Genomic DNA, 21040 nt, shown 5'->3' on the forward strand with positions numbered 1-21040 from the left:
GGTCCTCGCAATTACCTAACATGGGTGTGTGGTTAATACCGACGTCCGCACCGACGAGTCGCGCACCCGCGACCGGGTGCTGCGCGTCGTGAGCCAGGAGGGGCCGGTCAACATCACCGCCCTGGTCGACCGGGTGGGCCTCACCGAGACCGCCGTACGCCGCCACGTCGAGAACCTCCACGCCGACGGCCTCGTCGAGGCCCGCGAGGCCGGCGGCCCCCGTCGCCGCGGGCGGCCGGCCAAGGTGTGGGTCCTCACCGCCGCCGGGCACCGCGCGCTGGCCTCCGACTACGACGACCTGGCCGGCGAGGCCCTGCGCTTCCTGCGCCGCACGGGCGGCGAGAGCGCCGTGCAGGCCTTCGCCGAGGAGCGCGTCGCCGGGCTCGAGGAGCGCATCGCCGAGCACCTCGACGCCGTGGGCGACGACCCCGGCGACCGCACCGACGCCCTGGTGCGAGCGCTCACCGTCGAGGGCTACGCCGCCTCGGCCCGCCCCGTGGGAACACCGGGCGCCCCGAATGCGCTGACCGGGGTGCAGCTCTGCCAGGGCCACTGCCCCGTGCAGCACGTCGCATCCGAGTTCCCCGAGCTGTGCGAGGCCGAGACCGAGGCGTTCTCGCGCCTGCTCGGCGTCCACGTCCAACGCCTGGCGACCCTCGCCCACGGCGACCACGTCTGCACCACCTTCGTACCGACCCCCACCACCGAGAGGCCATCGCGATGACGAGCCACATCGAAGAGCTCAACCCGGGTCTGAAGGACCTCGGCCGCTACGAGTACGGCTGGGCCGACAGCGACACCGCCGGCTCCACCGCCCGGCGCGGGCTGTCCGACGAGGTCGTCACCGACATCTCCGACCGCAAGGGCGAGCCCGCGTGGATGCGCGAGCTGCGGCTGAAGTCCCTGCGGCTGTTCGAGAAGAAGCCGATGCCGACCTGGGGCAGCGACCTCACGGGGATCGACTTCCAGAACATCAAGTACTTCGTGAAGTCCACCGAGCAGCAGGCCACCTCCTGGGAGGACCTGCCCGAGGACATCAAGAACACCTACGACCGGCTCGGCATCCCCGAGGCGGAGAAGCAGCGCCTCGTCGCCGGCGTCGCCGCCCAGTACGAGTCCGAGGTCGTCTACCACCAGATCCGCGAGGACCTGGAGGAGAAGGGCGTCATCTTCGTCGACACCGACTCCGGCCTGCGCGAGCACGAGGACCTCTTCCGCGAGTACTTCTGCTCGGTGATCCCCGCCGGCGACAACAAGTTCGCCGCGCTCAACACCGCGGTGTGGTCGGGTGGCTCGTTCATCTACGTGCCGCCGGGCGTGCACGTCGACATCCCGCTGCAGGCCTACTTCCGGATCAACACCGAGAACATGGGCCAGTTCGAGCGGACGCTGATCATCGCCGACGAGGGCTCCTCGGTGCACTACGTCGAGGGCTGCACCGCGCCGATCTACAAGAGCGACTCGCTGCACTCCGCGGTCGTCGAGATCATCGTCAAGAAGAACGCCCGCGTGCGCTACACGACCATCCAGAACTGGTCCAACAACGTCTACAACCTCGTCACCAAGCGCGCCACCTGCGCCGAGGGCGCGACGATGGAGTGGATCGACGGCAACATCGGGTCCAAGGTCACCATGAAGTACCCGGCCGTCTTCCTGCTCGGCGAGCACGCCCGCGGCGAGACCCTGTCCATCGCCTTCGCCGGCGAGGGCCAGCACCAGGACGCCGGCTCCAAGATGGTGCACGCGGCGCCCAACACCAGCAGCTCGATCGTCTCCAAGTCGGTCGCGCGCGGTGGCGGCCGCACGTCCTACCGCGGGCTGGTGCAGATCATGGAGGGCGCCCACGGCTCGCGCAGCTCGGTCGTCTGCGACGCGCTCCTGGTCGACACCATCAGCCGCTCCGACACCTACCCCTACGTCGACATCCGCGAGGACGACGTGCAGATGGGGCACGAGGCCACGGTCTCGAAGGTCTCGGCTGACCAGCTCTTCTACCTCCAGTCCCGCGGGATGTCCGAGGAGGAGGCCATGGCGATGATCGTGCGCGGCTTCGTCGAGCCCATCGCCAAGGAGCTCCCCATGGAGTACGCCCTCGAGCTGAACCGCCTCATCGAGCTCCAGATGGAAGGCGCCGTCGGCTGATGCCGTTGCGCCGACCCACCATCCCGACCCCCTGCGAGGACGTTGCATGAGCCTGCTGACCCCCCAGCGCCCCGGCGGGGGCGCCCACACCGACAGCGTCGCGACCATGGTCCCCGACCAGTCGCGCGCCGAGCGCACGGCGTCCTTCGACGTCAGCGCCTTCCCCGTGCCCCACGGGCGCGAGGAGGAGTGGCGCTTCACCCCGGTCGACCGCCTCGGGGCGTTCTTCCGCGACGAGGCCACCGGCGCCAGCCTGACCTGGGCCGACGAGCTGCCGGGGGGTGTCACCCTCTCGACCGTCTCGGTCGAGGAGTGGCGCGCCCTCGGCGTGCCGGCCCCTCAGGACCGGGCCGCGGCCGTGGCCGCCGCGCACAGCGGCGGCGTGGCACTGGTCGACGTCCCGGCCGAGGCCGAGCTCACCGAGCCGGTGCGCATCCGGCTCGACGGCACCGACCAGGGGCTGGTCCACGGCCACCTGCTCGTGCGCGTCGGCCGGTTCGCCAAGGCGACCGTCGTCCTCGAGCACACCGGGGTCGCCGACTACTCCGAGATGCTCACCGTGATCGCGGGCGACGGCAGCGACGTCACCCTGGTCACCGTGCAGGAGTGGGACGACCGCAGCCACCACCTGGCCCAGCACGACGTGGTCGTGGGCCGCGACGCCACCGCCCGCCACATCGCCGTCACCCTCGGCGGCGGGGTCGTGCGGCTCAACACCAATGCGACCTACCGCGGGCCCGGCGGCTCCTTCGAGGGCCTGGGCGTCTACTTCTCGGACGCCGGCCAGCACCTCGAGCACCGGCTCTTCGTCGACCACGAGGCGCCGCACTGCCGCAGCAACGTCGAGTACAAGGGCGCGCTGCAGGGCGACACCGCCCGCACGGTGTGGATCGGCGACGTCCTCATCCGGGCCGCCGCCGAGGGCACCGACACCTACGAGCTCAACCGCAACCTGCTGCTCACCGAGGGCGCCCGCGCCGACTCGGTGCCCAACCTCGAGATCGAGACCGGCGAGATCGAGGGGGCGGGGCACGCCTCGGCCACCGGCCGGTTCGACGACGAGCAGCTGTTCTACCTGATGGCCCGCGGCATCCCCGAGCCCGAGGCCCGTCGTCTCGTCGTGCGCGGCTTCTTCGCCAGCGTGGTCGGGCGCATCCACGTGCCCGAGGTCCAGGAGCACCTCATGCTGGCCATCGAGCGTGAGCTCGCGGCGGGTGCCGCATGAGCGAGCAGCAGACCGAGCCCGACACCGCACAGCGCTTCGTGCGGGTCTGCCGCCTCGACGAGCTCCCCGCCGTGGGGGCCGCGGCCGCCGAGATCGAGGGCCGCCGGGTCGCCCTGGTGCACACCGCCGAGGGCGAGGTGCACTGCGTCGACGACACCTGCAGCCACGCCAACGTCGCGCTGTCCGAGGGCGAGCTCGACGGCTGCACCCTCGAGTGCTGGCTGCACGGGTCGCGCTTCGACCTGCGCACCGGCACCCCCACCGGCCCGCCGGCCATCACCCCCATCGCCGTCCACACCGTCCGTATCGAGGGTGACGACGTCCACGTCGCCCTGTCCGAGGAGAGCTGAGCCACCATGTCCACCCTTGAGATCAAGGACCTCCACGTCACCGTCGAGACCGAGCAGGGCACCAAGGAGATCCTCCGCGGTGTCACCCTGACCATCGAGTCCGGCCAGACGCACGCGATCATGGGCCCCAACGGGTCCGGCAAGTCCACCCTCGCGTACTCGATCGCGGGCCACCCCAAGTACACCGTCACCTCGGGGTCCATCACCCTCGACGGCGAGGACGTCCTCGCGATGAGCGTCGACGAGCGGGCCCGTGCGGGCCTGTTCCTCGCCATGCAGTACCCGGTCGAGGTCCCCGGCGTCACCGTCTCCAACTTCCTGCGCACGGCCAAGACCGCCGTGACCGGCGAGGCGCCGAAGCTGCGTACCTGGGTCAAGGACGTCAAGGGCGCCATGGAGAACCTGCGGATGGACCCGGTCTTCGCCGAGCGCAACGTCAACGAGGGCTTCTCCGGCGGCGAGAAGAAGCGCCACGAGATCCTCCAGATGGAGCTCCTCGAGCCCAAGATGGCCATCCTCGACGAGACCGACTCCGGTCTCGACGTCGACGCGCTGCGCGTGGTGTCCGAGGGCGTCAACCGGGCCAAGGAGAAGACCGGCGCCGGTGTCCTCCTCATCACGCACTACACCCGCATCCTGCGCTACATCGAGCCCGACTTCGTGCACGTCTTCGTCGACGGCCGGATCGCCGAGCAGGGCGGCCCCGAGCTCGCCGACCGCCTCGAGTCCGAGGGCTACGACCGCTTCCTCGCCCCGAGCCCCACGGTCTGATGAGCGCCGCCCCCTTCACCGACGAGGAGCTGGCCCGGCTGCGGGCCGACTTCCCGATCCTGTCGCGCACCGTTCGCGGGGGGCACCCGCTCGTCTACCTCGACTCCGGGGCCACCTCGCACAAGCCGCGGGTCGTCCTCGACGCCGAGCGGCACTTCTACGAGCACACCAACGCCGCCGTGCACCGCGGCGCGCACCAGCTCTCCGAGGAGGGCACCGAGGCCTACGAGAACGCCCGCGAGACCATCGCGCGCTTCATCGGGGCCTCGGCGTCCGAGATCGTGTTCACCCGCAACGCCACCGAGGCGCTCAACCTGGTCGCCTACGCGTTCAGCAACGGCGCCCACGGTGGGGGCGGGGGCCACGGCGACCGGTTCACCCTCGGGCCGAACGACGAGGTGCTCATCACCGAGATGGAGCACCACGCCAACCTCGTGCCGTGGCAGGAGGTCTGCCGGCGCACCGGCGCCACGCTGCGCTGGGTGCCCGTCACGCCCGACGGCCGGCTCGACCTCACCGACCTCGACGCCCTCCTCACCGAGCGCACCGCGGTCTTCGCCTTCACGCACGTCTCGAACGTGCTCGGCACGCTCAACCCGGTGCGCGAGCTCGCCGAGCGGGCCCACGCCGTGGGTGCGCTGGCCGTCCTCGACGCCTGCCAGTCCGTGCCGCACCTGCCGGTCGACGTGCACGAGCTGGGTGTCGACGTCGTCGCGTACTCGGGTCACAAGATGTTCGGCCCGCTCGGGGTCGGTGTCCTCTGGGCCCGCGCCGAGCTGCTCGACGAGATGCCGGTCTTCCTCACCGGGGGCTCGATGATCGAGACCGTGACGATGGAGGCCTCCACCTACGCGCCGGCCCCGCAGAAGTTCGAGGCCGGGGTGCCGGTGGCGGCCCAGGCCGTCGGCCTCGCCGCCGCCTGCGACTACCTCAGCGCCCTCGGCATGGACCGTGTGCACGCCCACGAGCAGATGCTCACTGAGCGCCTGCTGCGCGGCCTCGCCGAGCGCCCCTGGGTCACCGTCCTCGGGCCCGACGACCTGCGCGAGCGTGGCGGGGCCGTGGCCTTCGTCGTCGACGGCGTCCATGCCCACGACGTCGGCCAGGTGCTCGACGACAGCGGCGTCGAGGTGCGCGTCGGCCACCACTGCGCGTGGCCCCTGCACCGCACGCTGAAGGTCGCCGCCAGCACCCGCGCCTCGTTCGCTGCCTACACCACGCCCGGCGAGGTCGACGCCCTGCTCGAGGCCCTCGACCGCGTCCCGGCCATGTTCGGGCTGGAGGTGTCCGCCTGATGGACCTCTACCAGGAGCTCATCCTCGAGCACTACAAGCGCCCCGTGCGGGCCGGCCTGCGCGAGCCGTTCGACGCCGAGACCCACCACGTCAACCCCACCTGCGGCGACGAGGTGACGCTGCGCGTGCACGTCACGGGCACCGGCGACGACGCCGTGGTCGAGGACATCTCGTACGACTCGATGGGCTGCTCGATCAGCGTCGCGTCCGCGTCGATCCTGGCCGAGGAGGTCACCGGCGGCACCGTCGCGCACGCCCGCGAGACCGTCGAGGCGATGCGCTCGATGCTCACCAGCAAGGGCGAGGACCCCGGCGACGAGGAGCAGATCGGCGACGGCGTGGCCCTCGCCGGCGTCGCCCAGTACCCCGCCCGTGTGAAGTGCGCCCTCCTGTCGTGGATGGCGTTCACCGATGCCCTGCACCAGGCCGAAGGAGCCCAGCAGTGACCCAGACCAGCACCCCCAGCAACGTCGCGGACCTCGAGGAGGCCCTGCGCGACGTCGTCGACCCCGAGCTCGGGATCAACGTCGTCGACCTCGGCCTCGTCTACGGCATCACCGTCGACCCGCAGAACCACGCCGTCATCGACATGACGCTCACCTCGGCGGCCTGCCCGCTCACCGACGTCATCGAGGACCAGGTGCAGCAGAGCCTCGAGGGCCTGGTCACCGGCCACCGCATCAACTGGGTGTGGATGCCGCCGTGGGGCCCCGACAAGATCACCGACGACGGCCGCGAGCAGCTGCGCGCCCTCGGCTTCAACATCTGAGCCGCGCCCCTTCCTGTGAGCACGCGCGTCGTGGAGGTCGGCCCCGACCGCTACGACCGCTGGCGTGAGCGCTTCGACGCCAACAACGAAGGCGGCCCTCAGCGGGTCGTCGGGGTCACGCGTTTCCCGCACGACCCGCTGGCCCTCCTGCTGGTGCGCCGCGGCGGCTACGCGGTCGGCACGGCGACCGGGAGCGGGCTGACCACGCACAAGAGCGGCACCCGCTACGTGCAGTCGCGCACCGCGGCCGGCGGCTGGTCGCAGCAGCGGTTCGCGCGGCGCCGGGGCAACCAGGCCGACGAGCTGGTCGGGGCCGTCACCGAGCACGCCGTGCGGCTGCTGCGGGGGAGCGGGGCGCGGGGGCTGGTGCTCGGGGGCGACCGCACCCTGGCCGAGGCCGTGCTCGACGACGACCGGCTGGCGGGGCTGCGCGACCTGCCGCGCCGCGAGCTCTACGACCTGCCCGACCCTCGGCTGGCCGTGCTCGAGCAGGCCCTGGCGCGGGCCCGGGCCGTACGGGTGACCATCGAGGAGTGAGGCCGGCTCAGAGGAACTGGGCCGGGTCGAACTCGTCGATCGGGATGATGCGCACCCGGGGGAGCCGCTCGTTGAAGGCCGCCACGTCGTACTCGAGGTCGAACGTCTCGAGCCCGCGCTCGACCAGCGGGGCGAAGAGGTGGTTGCGGAACTCGGTGAAGCCCGCGACCCCGACCCGGCGCCCGTCGAGCAGGGCCTCGACCTCGCCGACGAAGTCGCCGTCGTTGCTGACCAGCAGGGCGTCGGCGTCACGGTCCTTCAGCGCGGTGAGGGTGCGCTGGATGGCGATGTCGACGACCTTCTCGCCGGGCCCGCCCGACAGCGGCACCGGCCGGTAGCCGATCGCCAGCAGGGCCTGCACGAAGGTCATCGGCAGCTCGCTGTTGGCGGCCAGGAAGAACAGGCCGACCGCGGGCTGCCCCCAGCGGTCCTGCGCGAACTGGAGCAGGCGCTCCCAGCGCGGGCGCTCCTCGGGGCGGGGCCGGCGGCCGAGGATGGACGTGCCCAGCGTGGCGTCGATGTTCTCGCCGTCGACGAGGACGTAGGTGGAGCGCGGGGCGTCGGCCATGGCTGCAGCGTACGACCCGGTGGCTGCCGACGCGCTCAGCCGCGAGGGGTGATGCGCAGGATGACGCGGTCGGTGTGCCCGCGCCGCATCACCCGCTCGATGCCCATGACGAGGCGGAACTGGAGCTTGTACTTCGCGGCCAGGATGCGGTGGGCGTGCGCCTCGGTCTCGGCCGACTCCTCGACCACGGCGCGGCCCAGGACGACGGGCGCGCCCTCGGGGACGGTGCCGCGGCGCGAGCACGGGCGCAGCTCGACCTCGGGGTTGTGCCGCAGCCGCTTGACCTTGCCGCTACCGGTGGGGGTGGTGACGACCAGCGACCCGTCGCCGGAGTGGGCGACCCAGACCGGCGTCGCCACCGGGATGCCGTTGCGGCGGAAGGTGGTCAGCGACACGAAGTCCTCGTCGCCGACCCGGGTCCAGGTGTCGTCCATGGGCCCACTCTGTCACCCCTGGCGGCGGGCGACGGCCACGACGGTCCCGCCGGGGTCGGTCAGGACCGGAGAAGCGAGGCGAGCCGCAGCGCGGCACCATGGGACGGGAACGCACCGACGACCGGGAGGACGACCGTGAGCCCCACGAAGAAGAGGACCAGCACCCGCAGCAGCGAGGTGCTGAGCGACGCCGAGAAGGCCGCCATGAAGGAGACCGTGGCCGAGCGGCGCGCGCGGGCCAAGGGCGCCAAGGCTGAGGACGACGTCGCGGCCGTGCTGGCCGCCATCGCGAAGATGGCCGACGACGACCGTGCCCTGTGCGCCCGCCTGCACGAGGTCATCACCGGCGCCGCACCCGACCTCGCGCCGCGCACCTGGTACGGCATGCCTGCCTACGCCAAGGACGGCAAGGTGCTGCTGGCCGTGAAGAACTCCGGCAAGTTCGGGATGCGCTACACGAGCCTGGAGTTCCAGGACGTCGCGCGGCTCGACGACGGCTCGATGTGGCCGGTGTCGTGGGCGGTGCAGGAGCTCACCACGGCCGGCGAGAAGCAGGTCGCCGACCTCGTGCGGCGCGCCGTGGGCTGACCGCCCGCGCGATCAGCTCTCGACGGAGGGCACCGAGAAGGTGTCGCAGCGGTTGAGGTCGCCGCTCTTGTACCCGGTGAGGAACCAGGTCTGGCGGGACTTCGACGAGCCGTGCGTCCACGACTCGGGCGTGACCCGGCCGGTGGCGGCCTTCTGGATGGTGTCGTCTCCGACCGCCGCCGCCGCCGACAGGGCCGACTGGATGTCGGTGTCGGTCAGCGGCTTGAGGAACGGTGTGCCGCCGGCGTCGGGGACGGTGGAGGCGTGCTGCGCCCAGACCCCGGCGAGGCAGTCGGCCATCAGCTCGGTGCGCACCGAGCCCGACTCCGCGCCCTGCGGGTCCTGCTGGGCCCTGTTGAGCAGCCCCAGCTGGTCCTGCAGCGCGTGGCCGTACTCGTGGGCCACGACGTACTCCTGGGCCAGCGCGCCGTCGTCGGCCCCGAAGCGCGAGGTCAACAGGTCGAAGAAGCTGGCGTCGATGTAGACCTTCTTGTCGAGGGGGCAGTAGAACGGGCCGACCTCGTTGCTGGCCGTGCCGCAGGCCGACTGCGTCTGCCCGCTGTAGAGCACCGTCCGGGTCTCCTGCCACTGGTACTTCGAGCTCTTGAGCTCACCGGCCCAGAAGGCCTGCACCGAGTTGACGGTGCCGACCACGCGGCACTCGACGCGGGCGTTGGCGTCGGCGCCGGTCCTGCAGTCGGAGAACGCGGAGGAGTCGGTCGAGCCGCCGGCCTGCACCTGACCGGGATCCGACGTGCCGCCCCCGGTGGGGATGGACGAGGGGTCGATGCCGAACACCAGGAGCAGGATGGTGATGATGATGCCGCCGAGGCCGCCGCCCACGACCAGGCCACCGGGCGCGCCTCCACCGCCGCCACCCCCGCTGACCTGCGAGGTGTCGAGACGCGCGTTCTCGTTGAAGCTCATCGGGGGCCTCCGTCGTCACCGTGCCGGAGTCGTCCCCGGCCCGCCTTAGACTAGGGGTGACCACGCGCTGCTGGGCACCACCGTCGCTCCCGTCCGCGCGCGTCGCCCCCGACCGAAGGACCTCTTGTGATCACCGCTGCCGCCGTCGAGCTGCGAGCGGGCTCCCGCCTGCTCCTCGACGGTGCCACCTTCCGGGTCGCACCGGGCGACCGCATCGGCCTCGTCGGCCGCAACGGCGCCGGCAAGACCACGCTCACCAAGACCCTCGCGGGGGTCACCCAGCCGGCCGCGGGCACCGTCACCCGCTCCGGCGAGGTGGGCTACCTGCCCCAGGACCCGCGCACCGGCGACCTGCACATGACGGCGCGCGACCGCGTGCTGTCGGCTCGCGGCCTCGACACCATCGTGCGCGACCTGCGCGCGGCCGAGCACTCGATGGCCGTCGAGACCGGCGAGAAGCAGGAGCGGGCGATGCGCCGCTACGGCCGCCTCGACGCCGAGTTCACCGCCGCGGGCGGCTACGCCGCCGAGTCCGAGGCCGCGCAGATCGCCGCCGCCCTGGGTCTCGAGGAGCGTCACCTCGACCAGGAGATCGGCACGCTCTCGGGTGGCCAGCGGCGCCGGGTCGAGCTCACCCGCATCCTGTTCTCCGGGGCCGAGACGCTGCTGCTCGACGAGCCGACCAACCACCTCGACGCCGACTCGGTGGCCTGGCTGCGCGACCACCTCAAGGGGTACCGGGGCGGCCTCGTGGTCATCAGCCACGACGTCGACCTGCTCGGCGTGGTCGTCAACAAGGTCTTCCACCTCGACGCAAACCGCGGGGAGCTCGACCAGTACAACCTGGGCTGGAAGGCCTACCTCCAGCAGCGCGAGACCGACGAGCGGCGCCGCAAGCGCGAGCGCGCCAACGCCGAGAAGAAGGCCGGCGCGCTGATGGCGCAGGCCGACAAGATGCGCGCCAAGGCCACCAAGACCGTCGCCGCCCAGAACATGGCGCGGCGCGCCGAGCGTCTGCTCGAGGGGCTCGAGGCCGACCGCGCCCACGACAAGGTGGCCAAGCTGCGCTTCCCGAAGCCGTCGCCCTGCGGCAAGACCCCGCTGCGGGCCTCGGGACTGTCGCGGTCCTACGGCTCGTCCGAGGTGTTCACCGACGTCGACCTCGCCATCGACCGCGGGTCACGCGTGGTGGTCCTGGGCCTGAACGGCGCCGGCAAGACCACCCTGCTGCGGCTGCTCGCGGGCGTCGACACCCCCGACACCGGGCAGGTCGAGCCCGGGCACGGGCTCAAGCTCGGCTACTACGCCCAGGAGCACGAGAACCTCGACGTCGGGCGCACCGTCCTCGAGAACATGAAGTCCGCGGCGCCCGAGCTGGGCGAGACCGAGGTCCGCAAGGTGCTCGGCTCGTTCCTGTTCAGCGGTGACGACGTGCTCAAGCCCGCCGGGGTCCTGTCCGGTGGCGAGAAGACCCGCCTGTCTCTGGCCCTGCTCGTGGTCTCGTCGGCCAACGTGCTGCTCCTCGACGAGCCCACCAACAACCTCGACCCGGCCTCGCGTGACGAGATCCTCGGGGCGCTCAGCACCTACGAGGGCGCCGTCGTGCTCGTCACGCACGACGAGGGAGCCGTCGACGCGCTCGAGCCCGAGCGCATCCTGCTGCTGCCGGACGGCGTCGAGGACCTCTTCAACGCCGACTACCGCGAGCTCGTCACCCTCGCCTGACGCCGGCCCCGAGCGTGCGCAGCACGTGCCGGGTGATGTCGGCCCGGCCCCTGGCGCCCTCCGGCGTGGGCAGCAGCGGGTAGTCGTGCGGCGACCCCGGCTCGACGTGCACGACGAGGTCGGCGTCGGCCGGGGCCAGCTCGCGCAGCCGGTCGCAGTCGGCGCGGCAGATGTCGTGCGACCCGACCAGCACCAGGGTCGGCGGCAGGTCCCCGAGCGGGCCGAAGAGCGGGCTGACGGACGGGTCGGCCGGGTCGAGGCCACCGGCCCACTGCCGGGCGATGGGCCGCATCCCGGCCGGCGTGAGCCACGGGTCCTGGCGCGCGAGGCGCTCGACCTCGGGGTTCCCCAGCGACAGGTCCAGCCAGGGCGCGACCAGGGTGAGCCCGGCGACCAGCCCGTCACCGCGGTGCCGCTGGGCCATGAGCAGGGCGAGGGTGCCCCCGGCCGAGTCGCCGACCAGGTACAGCGGCGCCTCCTCGCCCAGCCGCGCCGTCGCCGCGTCCAGGAAGCGCCACGCGTCGGTGTGCACGGCCGCCGGCGCGAGCGGGTAGCGCGGCACGTGGACCGTGCGCCCGGTCGACTCCACCAGGTGCTCGACGAGCCCCCAGTGCTGGGCCTGGATGCCGTTGATGAAGGCTCCGCCGTGCAGCAGCACCAGCGCGCCAGGGCCCTCGCCGGACCCGGAGACCGTCACCAGCTCGCCCCCGTCGAACGACGCCGTGGTGGCGCGGGCGGCGAGCCCTTCGGGCACGGGCGCCGCCGGGTAGCCGTGGGCCATGCTGTGCCGCCCGGCCTCGACGGTGCGGTAACGATGCTTGCGGGTGGCCCGGAGCCGCGCCCGGGCCACCAGCGTCTGCCAGCTGGTCATGCGTGGCCCCCGGTCATCCCGGGATGCTCGGCAGCCTGGTCAGCGCCCGCGCCACCGACTCCTGCAGCTCGTCGTCGTCCCACGTGTGGTCGACGAGGTCGCCGCGCAGGTAGGCGTCGTACGCGGGGAGGTCGAGGTGGCCGTGGCCGCACAGGGCCGTGAGGATGACCTTCTCCTCGCCGGTCTCGACGCAGCGGATGGCCTCCTCGACCGCGGCCGCCAGCGCGTGCGTCGGCTCGGGCGCGGGGACGATGCCCTCGGTCCGGGCGAAGAGGACCCCGGCGGCGAAGCAGTCCTTCTGGGTACGGGCCTCGGCCTCGATGAGCCCCTGGTCGTAGAGGTGGCTGATCAGCGGGCTCATCCCGTGGTAGCGCAGGCCGCCGGCGTGGATCGGGTCCGGGATGAAGTCGTGCCCGAGCGTGTGCATCTTGAGCAGCGGGGTGAGCCCGGCGACGTCGCCGAAGTCGTACGCGTACGTGCCCTGGGTGAGCGAGGGGCACGAGGCGGGCTCGACGGCGCGGATGACCGGGCCGGCGCCGCCCGCGGCGAGCTTCTCGCGGAGGAACGGGAAGGTCAGGCCGCCGAAGTTCGAGCCGCCGCCGGTGCAGCCGACGATGAGGTCGACGACCTCGCCGATCTTGGCCAGCTGGAGCAACGCCTCCTCGCCGATGATCGTCTGGTGCAGCAGCACGTGGTTGAGCACCGACCCGAGCGCGTAGTTGACGGTCGGGTCCTGGGCGGCCACCTCGACGGCCTCGCTGATGGCCAGGCCGAGCGAGCCGGGGGAGTCGGGGTCGCTCGCCAGCATCGCGCGCCCGGCCTCGGTGAGGTCGGACGGGCTGGGGTGCACCGTGCCGCCGAAGGTCTCCATCATGATCTTGCGGTACGGCTTGGCGTCGTACGAGGCGCGCACCTGCCAGATCTCGCACTCGAGGTCGAACTGGGCGCACGCGAAGGCCAGGGAGGTGCCCCACTGCCCGGCGCCGGTCTCGGTCGTGAGCTTCCGGATGCCGGCCTTGGCGTTGTAGTACGCCTGTGGGACGGCGGTGTTGGGCTTGTGCGAGCCGGCCGGCGAGACGCCTTCGTACTTGTAGTAGATGCGGGCGGGCGTGCCGAGCGCCTTCTCGAGCCGGTGGGCCCGGAACAGGGGCGAGGGCCGCCACAGCTTGTAGACGTCGAGCACCTCGGCCGGGATGTCGATGTACTGCTCGGTCGAGACCTCCTGCGCGATGAGGTCCATCGGGAAGAGCGCCGACAGGTCGTCGGGCCCCACCGGCTGTCCGGTGCCGGGGTGCAGCGGCGGCGGGGGCGGGGTGGGCAGGTCGTGCAGGATGTTGTACCAGCGCGTGGGCATCTCGTCCTCGTCGAGCAGGACCTTGTGGCGCAGGGCGTCGGGCACGGAAGCCTCCGGGGCGTCGATGGCGGTGGGTGCCGTCATCGTCGGCGCTGGGCGGGCGGGGCACAAGGGGGTGCCCACGGCCGTGGAACACCTGTCGGCGCGCGGTGGTTGACTCACGGGACCGACGACGAGGAGCACACACCGGTGAGCATGCAAGGGTGGCAGGCGCTGCACAGCCTGAGCAGGGACGCGAGCGTCAAGGAGCGTCGCCTGACCCCCGGCACGACCCGGCGGGTCCTCGGGTACGCGCGCCCCTACAAGACCGCCATCGCGTGGTTCCTCGGCCTGGTCGTCGTCGAGTCGGTGCTGGTCGTGGCCACGCCGCTGCTGCTGAAGTCGCTCATCGACGACGGCATCTACCCCAAGGACTCCGCGGTCGTCGTGCGGCTGTCACTGCTGGTCGCCGGTATCGCGGTGCTGGGCGGGGTGCTCACCCTGGTCGAGCGCTGGTTCTCGGCGCGCATCGGTGAGGGCCTCATCTACGACCTGCGCACCCAGGTCTTCTCGCACGTCCTGCGCCAGCCCGTCGCCTTCTTCACCCGCGCCCAGACCGGCGCCCTGGTCACCCGCCTCGGCAACGACGTCATCGGCGCCCAGCAGGCCTTCACCTCGGTGCTCTCCAGCGTGGTCAGCAACGCCATCACGCTGGTGCTCATCGTGGTGGCGATGGCCTCGCTGTCGTGGCAGCTCACCCTCGCCGCCCTGGCACTGGTCCCGTTCTTCCTGGTGCCGGCCCGTTTCATGGGCCGTCGCCTCGCGAGCCTGGCCCACGAGCAGATGGTCACCAACGCCGACCTCGGCACCCGGATGACCGAGCGCTTCAACGTCGCCGGGGCGCTGCTGGTCAAGCTCTTCGGGCGCCCGGTCGTCGAGGACGACGAGTACGCCGTGCGCGCCGCCCGCGTGCGCGACATCGGGGTACGCATCGCGGTCAACCGGTCCGTCTTCTTCGTCGCGCTCACCCTGGTCGCCTCGCTGGCCACGGCCATGGTCTACGGAGCGGGCGGCCTGATGGCCGTCGGCGGCACCCTGACCGTGGGCACCCTCATCGCCCTCACCGCGCTCCTGGCCCGCCTCTACGGCCCCCTCACGGCCATCTCCAACGTGCGCGTCGACATCATGACCGCCCTGGTGTCCTTCGAGCGGGTCTTCGAGGTCCTCGACCTCCGGCCGCTGGTCGCCGAGGCCCTCGACGCCCGCCCGGTTCCGCCGGGCCCGGTGCGGGTCGAGGTCGACGACGTCGCGTTCTCCTACCCCTCGGCCGACGAGGTGTCGCTGGCCTCCCTCGAGAGCACCGCCTCCGGCGACCGCCGGGGGAGCGGTCCCGTCCTGCGCGAGGTCTCGTTCACCGTCGAGCCGGGCAGCCTGGTCGCGCTCGTCGGGCCCAGTGGCGCCGGCAAGACCACGATCACCTCGCTGGTCGCGCGCCTCTACGACCCGACCTCGGGGTCCATCCGTATCAACGGCCTCGACCTGCGCGAGGCCCGCACCGAGTCGCTGCACGACGCGGTCGGGGTCGTCACCCAGGACGCCCACCTGTTCCACGACACCATCCGCGCCAACCTGGCCTACGCCGCCCCGGACGCCACGGAGGCCGACATGGTCGCGGCGTTGAAGGCGGCCCAGGTGTGGCCCCTGGTCGACTCCCTGCCGTCCGGGCTCGAGACCGTGGTCGGCGACCGGGGCCACCGGCTCTCCGGCGGCGAGAAGCAGCGCCTGGCCATCGCGCGGCTGCTGCTCAAGGGGCCCGGCCTCATCGTGCTCGACGAGGCCACCGCCCACCTCGACAGCGAGTCCGAGCAGGCGCTGCAGCGGGCCCTCGACGAGGCCCTGCGCGACCGCTCGGCCCTCGTCATCGCCCACCGGCTGTCGACCGTGCGTCACGCCGACCAGATCCTGGTCGTCGACGACGGCCGCATCGTCGAGCGCGGCACCCACGCCGAGCTGGTCGCGGCCGACGGTCTCTACGCCGAGCTCTACCGCACCCAGTTCGACGACGAGCTGGGCGAGGTCCTCGACCAGACCCACGCCTGACGTCCGGCCGCGGGTCGTCCTAGGCCCGTGACGAGGACCGCAGCCGGCGCCGCACGCGGCTCGCCGTCCTGCGCCACGCCGGCAGGGCATCCCACCGCTCGCGGGCCAGTCGCTCCCGCTCGGCCTTCGCGGCGGCCGCGGCGGCCGCCTTCTCGGCCCCGGCACGTCGGGCCTGCTCCGCGTAGGCCTCCTCCTCGTCCCGGCGGATCCGGGCGTGCGAGGCCGGGACCCGCTCACCGCGGTCGAGATAGGCCTGCCGGAACGGCTCGATCACCCGGGCGCGCTGGGCGCGGTCCTCGGGCGGCAGGTCGTCGGAGATGTTCGCGCTGTGCCGGCGGTAGAGCCAGGTCGGCTCCGCGATCGTCGTGGCGCGGATGTCGCCGCTCATCAGGGTCAGCCACACCGGCAGGATGACGACCTGGTCGAGGGTGGGGTCCCAGGGGCCCCGCTGGAACAGGTCGGTCCGCACCAGGGCGCCGTCGTTGATCGTGACCCGGCCGTCGAGGAGGTCCCCGACGATGGGCTGGGGCAGGGTGGCGGTGCTGACGTGGCGCAGGGCGGCGTCGGTCACGTGGAAGCTGCCCGTGCACAGGTCGTAGCCCTGCTCGACGACCTCGAGATGGGCGACGAGGTGGCGGGGCAGCATGATGTCGTCGTCGCCGAACAGCATCACGAACCGGGAGCGGGCGCGGGAGACCCCCAGCACGATGGCCGAGGCCGGGTTGTTGCGCCCGTCGTGGACCTCGATGCGGACGCACTCGGCACCCGCCGCTGCGCAGACCTCCTGCGTCGAGGCGTCGTCGGAACAGTCGTCGACCACGAGGATGTGGGTGCTCCAGCCCGCGCGGCGCGCCTCGTCGACGGCCACCTGGATCGAGTGCAGGGTCGTCCGGAGCAGGTCGGCGCGGTTGCGGGTGGGGATGACCACCGTCACGTCGGGGATGGCGGCCACGGTCACGGCCTCGTCCGCAGCACCCGGGCGGGTACGCCGGCGGCCACGCAGTGGTCGGGCAGGTCGTGGGCCACGACGGCCCCGGCCGCCACCTGCACCCCGCGCCCGATGCGCACCCCCGGCAGGATCGTGCTCGACACGCCCAGGTCGGAGTCGTCGCCGATCTCGACGGCCGCGTACCGGAGCGCCGAGTGCAGGATGGGCACGTCGCGCCCCTGCTCGGTGTGGCTCGAGGTGATGACGCGCACGCCGATGCCGATGCCGACGTTCCGGCCGATCCGCAGGCCGCCGGCCGAGTTGAGGTAGGTCTGCTCCCCGACCCACGTCCCGTCGCCGATCTCGAGTGCACCGTCGGGGTAGGCCTTGGCGATGACGTGGTGGGCCAGGTAGACGCCGTCGCCGAGGCTGATGTGCTCGGGACGGAAGACCAGCGCCGTGGCCTCCACGAACGAGCCCGCACCGAAGCGGGCGAACGCCGCGGTCGTCCAGCGCCCGTCGCCGTGCGAGGTGCGCGCTCGGGCGGGCGACGTGCTCACAGCAGCCCGACGACGGTCGACACCACGGTCTCCTGCTGCTCGCGGGTGATCCCGGGGTAGAGGGGCAGCGAGAGATGACGCCCCACCCAGGCCTCGGTGACCGGGAAGCGCCCCGGCCCGAACCCGTACTTGTCGCGGTAGTAGGAGGAGGAGGGGATGTCCACGGTCCCGATCTGGATCTGGACCCCGCGCTCGGCCGCGGCGGGGATCAGCGCGGCCCGGTCGACCCCCTCGGGCAGCACGGCGACGTACGACTGGTGCACGGGCTCGCTGGACGCGATGACCGCCGGGGCGGCCAGGGGGGTGCCGGCCAGGAGCTCGGCGTAGACGTCGGCGGCCGCGCGGCGGGCCCCCACGACGCGCTCCAGCTTGGCCATCTGCGTCACGCCCAGCGCGCCCTGCATGTCCGTGAGGCGGTAGTTCAGCCCCGGCAGCACGAAGTCACTGCCGCCCGGGGTGAGGTGGATGCCGTGGTTGCGCCAGCGGCGCAGGGCCACGTCGAGCTCGGCGGAGGAGGTCGTGACCATCCCGCCCTCACCGGTCGTGACGGCCTTGCGCGGGTGGAAGGAGAAGCACCCCATGGTCCCCACCGAGCCGGCGGCGCGACCGTCGCGGCCGGCCCCGAGCGCACACGCGGCGTCCTCGACCACGGGCACCCCGGGCGCGGCCGCCGCCAGGGCGGCCAGGTCGGCCATGACCCCGAAGGGGTGCACGGGCAGGACGGCCGCGAGGGGCACGTCGACCTCGGCGAGACGCGCGGGCGACATCGCCCACGACCCCTCCTCGATGTCGACGAAGACGCAGTCGGCGCCCACCGCCTCGACCACGTTGGCGGTCGCGGGCCACGAGTAGGTGGGGACGGCGACCGCGTCACCGGGCCCCACCCCCAGGGCCAGCAACGCCAGGTGGAGGGCGGCCGTGCCGTTGGCCACGGCCACCGCGTGGGGGACACCCACCTGCGCGGCCACCGCGGCCTCGAAGGCGGCCACGTTGCGCCCCTGGACGAGGTTGCCGGAGCGCAGTACCTCCGCCACGACCGCCAGGTCGTCGTCCTCGATCAGGGGGACCGTCAGCGGGATCACGGAGCGGCCGTCCGGTAGAACTCGCCGGTGCGGCGGATGCCCTCCTCGAGGTCGATCTCGGCCTCGAACCCGAGCATGTCGCGGGCCTTGCCGACCGCCGGCACCCGCAGCTCGATGTCGGCGTAGCCCTTGCGCGCGAAGGTGATCTCGGAGGACGACCCGAGCACCCGGACGATGGTGTTGGCCAGCCCGTAGATGGTGACCACGGCCCGCTGGTTGCCGATGTTGAACGACTCCCCGACGGCCGCCGGGTGGGTGAGGGCGAGGTGGACTCCCCGGATCATGTCGTCGACGTAGCACCAGGCGCGGATCTGGGTGCCGTCACCGTGGATCTCGATGGGCTCGCCCCGCAGCGCCCGCTGGACGAAGGTGCGGATGGCGCCCTCGCCGACCTGGCCGGGCCCGTAGACGTTGAACGGGCGCACGACCACCACCGGGAGCCCGTCCTGCTGGTGGTGGGCCAGCGCCAGGTGCTCCTCGGCGAGCTTGCCGACCGCGTAGGTCCAGCGCGCCTCGCCGACGGCCCCGGTGACGGTGTTGTCGGTCTCGGCGGAGCGGAACCCGTGCTGGCCGAACACCTCGGAGGTCGAGAAGCACACCACCCGGCCGGACACCCCGTGGTCGGCGGCGGCCTGCAGCACGTTCGCCGACCCGAGGACGTTCACGCGCATGGTGTCGACAGGTCGCTTGATGACGGTGTCGATGCCCGCGATGGCGGCGCAGTGCACCACGTGGGTGGCCCCCGTCATGGCCTCGTGCACGGCGGCGGCGTCGCACACGTCGCCCTGCACCAGGGTGAGGTTGGGGTGGTGCGCGAACGGCTGATGGGTCAGCGCGTTGCGCGTGAGGTTGTCGAAGACGACCACCTCGTTGTCGTCGAGGAGGGTGCCGGCGAGCGTGGAGCCGATGAAACCCGCTCCGCCGGTGAGGAAGATCTTCTGGCCAGTGAGCACCGGCACAGCATAGGTGCCCGCGAGGACCCGCCGCTCGGCCCGGGCCGGTACGGCGCCTACTCGTCCTCCTCGTCCCAGACCCGCACCTTCTTGGGCTTGGGCGGGTACTTGGCGGGGTCCGACAGCCGTTCCTCGCGCCGCACCCCGAAGCCGACCAGGACGAAGCCGAGCACCGTCGAGGCCCACCACTGGTAGGCGTACGCGAGGTGCGGGCCGAGGCTGCGGTCCGGGGGCAGCAGGGCGTCGGGGCGCGGGGGGGTGGAGCCGTCCGGCAGTGTCTCGCGCTCGAGCAGGACGTAGGCGGGCAGCAGCCGGTCGTCGAAGGCGCGCTCCGCGTCGGTTACCGACACGTTGGCGATCTGGCCCGGCGAGGGGGCCTTGTCGCGGGAGGCCTCGGAGGGGCGGACCCAGCCGACCATCGTCACCGGCCCCGACGGCGCGGGCGGCACGGTGGGCAGGACGCTGGCACCGCGTGCGGAGGCCGGCACCCAGCCCCGGTCGACCAGCACGTCCGGGCCGCCGTCGTCGGGCCGCAGCACCCAGAGCACCTCGAGCCCGACGGCCCCGTCGTTGGGGCGTCCGCGGACGAAGAGCGGCCCGTCGACGTAGGTGCCGGTCGCGGTCACCCGCGTCCAGTCGTCGCCCCGGTCGAAGCCGGCCGGGGTGAGAACCTTCGACACCGGGACGGGGTCGGCGCGGTAGTGGGCGTCCAGGAGCGCGTTGCGCTCGACCTTGGCCTCGTGCCGGTGGTACTGCCAGAAACCCAGGTGGTAGGCAGCCACCGAGAACAGTGCCGCCAGGACCAGCGCACCGAGCCATCGGGGAGTGAGAAGCCGGCGCAGCACTCCGTGCACGCTACCCGTCGTAGGCTGGACCCCGATGACCGACCTCCCAGTGCCCAGACTCCTCGACCGCTTCGGCCGCGTCGGGCGAGACCTCCGTGTGTCGGTGACCGACCGGTGCAACCTGCGGTGCACGTACTGCATGCCGGCCGAGGGCCTCGACTGGCTGCCCAAGCCCGAGATGCTCACCGACGACGAGCTCGTGCGGCTGGTCGGCGTGATGGTCGGCCTGGGGGTCACCAACGTCCGGCTCACCGGGGGCGAGCCGCTCCTGCGCCGCAGCCTGGTCGACGTCGTCGGGCGGATCGCGGCCCTCGAGCCCCGGCCCCGCATCGCGATGACCAGCAACGGCATCGGCCTCGACCGCCTGGCGGCGCCGCTGGCCGCTGCCGGCCTCGACCGGGTCAACGTCAGCCTCGACACCATCAGCCCGCAGCAGTTCCGCGACCTCACCCGGCGCGACCGCTTCGAGGACGTCGAGCGCGGGCTCAAGGCCGCCGCCGATGCCGGCCTGGTGCCGGTGAAGGTCAACGCGGTGGCCATGCGCGGCATCAACGACGACGGCGTCGCCGACCTGCTGCAGTGGTGCCTCGACCGCGGCTACGCGCTGCGCTTCATCGAGCAGATGCCGCTCGACGCCCAGCACGCCTGGGACCGCACCCAGATGGTGTCGCAGACCGAGATCCTCGAGCGGCTCGGCGAGCGCTTCCGGCTCACGCCCGTCGAGGGCCGCGGCAGCGCCCCCGCCGAGCTGTTCCACGTCGACGGTGGCCCGCAGACCGTCGGGGTCATCGCCAGCGTCACCGCCCCGTTCTGCGCCGCCTGCGACCGGGCCCGGCTCACCGCCGACGGCCAGCTGCGCAACTGCCTGTTCTCGCGCACCGAGGTCGACCTGCGCGGCCCCCTGCGCGACGGCGCCAGCGACGCCGAGATCACCGATCTCATCGTGGGTGAGATGTGGGCCAAGAAGGCCGGGCACGGCATCGACCGCCCCGACTTCGTGCAGCCCGACCGGCCCATGTCGGCCATCGGGGGCTGAG

General features: G+C 72.5%; 24 protein-coding genes. 13 read left to right on the top strand and 11 right to left on the bottom strand.

Annotated features, from left to right (window positions below):
- Window positions 1-28 precede the first annotated feature (28 nt).
- Genes ATL31_RS00240 through ATL31_RS00280 form a run of 9 tightly spaced genes read left to right on the top strand, consistent with a single transcriptional unit; the run spans window position 29 to window position 7089 of the window.
- A complete protein-coding gene (locus tag ATL31_RS00240; protein WP_101394002.1) occupies window positions 29-724 on the top strand; it encodes a helix-turn-helix transcriptional regulator in 696 nt (231 codons plus the stop codon).
- Window positions 721-2142, top strand: a complete 1422-nt coding sequence (sufB, locus tag ATL31_RS00245) for a Fe-S cluster assembly protein SufB (protein WP_101394003.1) — start codon at window positions 721-723, stop codon at window positions 2140-2142. Before ATL31_RS00240 ends, sufB begins: the two co-directional genes overlap by 4 nt.
- Before the next feature lie 46 nt (window positions 2143-2188).
- Window positions 2189-3367, top strand: a complete 1179-nt coding sequence (gene sufD, locus ATL31_RS00250; RefSeq protein ID WP_101394004.1) for a Fe-S cluster assembly protein SufD — start codon at window positions 2189-2191, stop codon at window positions 3365-3367.
- Window positions 3364-3717: a non-heme iron oxygenase ferredoxin subunit gene (locus tag ATL31_RS00255; protein WP_101394005.1), complete on the top strand. Its 354-nt coding sequence runs from the start codon at window positions 3364-3366 to the stop codon at window positions 3715-3717. The genes sufD and ATL31_RS00255 overlap by 4 nt, the downstream gene beginning before the upstream one ends.
- A gap of 6 nt (window positions 3718-3723) precedes the next feature.
- Entirely contained in the window at window positions 3724-4488 is a 765-nt protein-coding gene (sufC, locus tag ATL31_RS00260; RefSeq protein ID WP_101394006.1) for a Fe-S cluster assembly ATPase SufC, read from the top strand.
- Window positions 4488-5783: a SufS family cysteine desulfurase gene (locus ATL31_RS00265; RefSeq protein WP_101394007.1), complete on the top strand. Its 1296-nt coding sequence runs from the start codon at window positions 4488-4490 to the stop codon at window positions 5781-5783. The genes sufC and ATL31_RS00265 overlap by 1 nt, the downstream gene beginning before the upstream one ends.
- The gene (gene sufU / locus ATL31_RS00270) at window positions 5783-6229 is read left to right on the top strand and encodes a Fe-S cluster assembly sulfur transfer protein SufU (RefSeq protein ID WP_101394008.1); all 447 of its coding nucleotides are present in this window, start codon (window positions 5783-5785) and stop codon (window positions 6227-6229) included. Before ATL31_RS00265 ends, sufU begins: the two co-directional genes overlap by 1 nt.
- Window positions 6226-6552, top strand: a complete 327-nt coding sequence (locus ATL31_RS00275) for a metal-sulfur cluster assembly factor (protein ID WP_101394009.1) — start codon at window positions 6226-6228, stop codon at window positions 6550-6552. The genes sufU and ATL31_RS00275 overlap by 4 nt, the downstream gene beginning before the upstream one ends.
- 15 nt (window positions 6553-6567) lie before the next feature.
- On the top strand, window positions 6568-7089 hold the full coding sequence (locus tag ATL31_RS00280; RefSeq protein WP_101394010.1) for an acVLRF1 family peptidyl-tRNA hydrolase: 522 nt from the start codon (window positions 6568-6570) through the stop codon (window positions 7087-7089).
- Between the two features lie 7 nt (window positions 7090-7096).
- On the opposite strand, the gene ATL31_RS00285 is transcribed toward ATL31_RS00280, so the two are convergent.
- From ATL31_RS00285 to ATL31_RS16355, 3 genes are read right to left on the bottom strand one after another with little or no spacing between them, the layout of a single operon-like run.
- Window positions 7097-7657, bottom strand: a complete 561-nt coding sequence (locus tag ATL31_RS00285) for an NYN domain-containing protein (protein WP_101394011.1) — start codon at window positions 7655-7657, stop codon at window positions 7097-7099.
- A gap of 35 nt (window positions 7658-7692) precedes the next feature.
- Window positions 7693-8091 carry a PPOX class F420-dependent oxidoreductase gene (locus tag ATL31_RS00290; protein WP_055812454.1) on the bottom strand — a complete coding sequence of 133 codons (399 nt, stop codon included), beginning with the start codon at window positions 8089-8091 and terminating at the stop codon, window positions 7693-7695.
- A 59-nt stretch (window positions 8092-8150) separates the two neighbouring features.
- Entirely contained in the window at window positions 8151-8297 is a 147-nt protein-coding gene (locus tag ATL31_RS16355; protein ID WP_158239757.1) for a hypothetical protein, read from the bottom strand.
- Here ATL31_RS16355 and ATL31_RS00295 point away from each other — a divergent pair.
- The gene (locus tag ATL31_RS00295) at window positions 8296-8679 is read left to right on the top strand and encodes a DUF1801 domain-containing protein (protein ID WP_101394012.1); all 384 of its coding nucleotides are present in this window, start codon (window positions 8296-8298) and stop codon (window positions 8677-8679) included. The genes ATL31_RS16355 and ATL31_RS00295 overlap by 2 nt on opposite strands.
- 12 nt (window positions 8680-8691) lie before the next feature.
- Here ATL31_RS00295 and ypfJ read toward each other — a convergent pair whose 3' ends face one another.
- A complete protein-coding gene (gene ypfJ / locus ATL31_RS00300; RefSeq protein WP_101394013.1) occupies window positions 8692-9606 on the bottom strand; it encodes a KPN_02809 family neutral zinc metallopeptidase in 915 nt (304 codons plus the stop codon).
- A gap of 126 nt (window positions 9607-9732) precedes the next feature.
- Between ypfJ and ATL31_RS00305 the strand changes: the two genes are divergently transcribed.
- Window positions 9733-11331: an ABC-F family ATP-binding cassette domain-containing protein gene (locus ATL31_RS00305; RefSeq protein WP_101394014.1), complete on the top strand. Its 1599-nt coding sequence runs from the start codon at window positions 9733-9735 to the stop codon at window positions 11329-11331.
- On the opposite strand, the gene ATL31_RS00310 is transcribed toward ATL31_RS00305, so the two are convergent.
- Together ATL31_RS00310 and ATL31_RS00315 are read right to left on the bottom strand one after the other, a co-directional pair.
- Complete coding sequence (locus ATL31_RS00310) at window positions 11318-12202, bottom strand: alpha/beta hydrolase fold domain-containing protein (protein WP_101394015.1); 885 nt, start codon at window positions 12200-12202, stop codon at window positions 11318-11320. The two genes, ATL31_RS00305 and ATL31_RS00310, sit on opposite strands and share 14 nt — an antisense overlap.
- A 13-nt stretch (window positions 12203-12215) precedes the next feature.
- A complete protein-coding gene (locus ATL31_RS00315) occupies window positions 12216-13640 on the bottom strand; it encodes a TrpB-like pyridoxal phosphate-dependent enzyme (RefSeq protein WP_101394016.1) in 1425 nt (474 codons plus the stop codon).
- Window positions 13641-13751: 111 nt separating this feature from the next.
- On the opposite strand from ATL31_RS00315, the gene ATL31_RS00320 reads away from it, so the two are divergent.
- Window positions 13752-15635, top strand: coding sequence for an ABC transporter ATP-binding protein (locus tag ATL31_RS00320; protein WP_101397059.1), 1884 nt, complete (start codon window positions 13752-13754; stop codon window positions 15633-15635).
- Window positions 15636-15654: 19 nt separating this feature from the next.
- On the opposite strand, the gene ATL31_RS00325 is transcribed toward ATL31_RS00320, so the two are convergent.
- Genes ATL31_RS00325 through ATL31_RS00345 form a run of 5 tightly spaced genes read right to left on the bottom strand, consistent with a single transcriptional unit; the run spans window position 15655 to window position 20003 of the window.
- Entirely contained in the window at window positions 15655-16587 is a 933-nt protein-coding gene (locus tag ATL31_RS00325) for a glycosyltransferase family 2 protein (RefSeq protein ID WP_158239758.1), read from the bottom strand.
- A gap of 2 nt (window positions 16588-16589) precedes the next feature.
- Entirely contained in the window at window positions 16590-17123 is a 534-nt protein-coding gene (locus ATL31_RS00330) for an acyltransferase (RefSeq protein WP_211283937.1), read from the bottom strand.
- On the bottom strand, window positions 17120-18205 hold the full coding sequence (locus tag ATL31_RS00335) for a DegT/DnrJ/EryC1/StrS family aminotransferase (RefSeq protein ID WP_101394019.1): 1086 nt from the start codon (window positions 18203-18205) through the stop codon (window positions 17120-17122). Before ATL31_RS00335 ends, ATL31_RS00330 begins: the two co-directional genes overlap by 4 nt.
- The gene (locus tag ATL31_RS00340) at window positions 18202-19158 is read right to left on the bottom strand and encodes an NAD-dependent epimerase/dehydratase family protein (protein ID WP_101394020.1); all 957 of its coding nucleotides are present in this window, start codon (window positions 19156-19158) and stop codon (window positions 18202-18204) included. Before ATL31_RS00340 ends, ATL31_RS00335 begins: the two co-directional genes overlap by 4 nt.
- Before the next feature lie 56 nt (window positions 19159-19214).
- On the bottom strand, window positions 19215-20003 hold the full coding sequence (locus tag ATL31_RS00345; RefSeq protein ID WP_245861803.1) for an SURF1 family cytochrome oxidase biogenesis protein: 789 nt from the start codon (window positions 20001-20003) through the stop codon (window positions 19215-19217).
- 34 nt (window positions 20004-20037) lie between these two features.
- Between ATL31_RS00345 and moaA the strand changes: the two genes are divergently transcribed.
- Complete coding sequence (gene moaA, locus ATL31_RS00350) at window positions 20038-21039, top strand: GTP 3',8-cyclase MoaA (RefSeq protein ID WP_101394022.1); 1002 nt, start codon at window positions 20038-20040, stop codon at window positions 21037-21039.
- Window position 21040 lies beyond the last annotated feature (1 nt).

This window comes from Phycicoccus duodecadis (assembly GCF_002846495.1).
GTDB lineage: Bacteria > Actinomycetota > Actinomycetes > Actinomycetales > Dermatophilaceae > Phycicoccus > Phycicoccus duodecadis.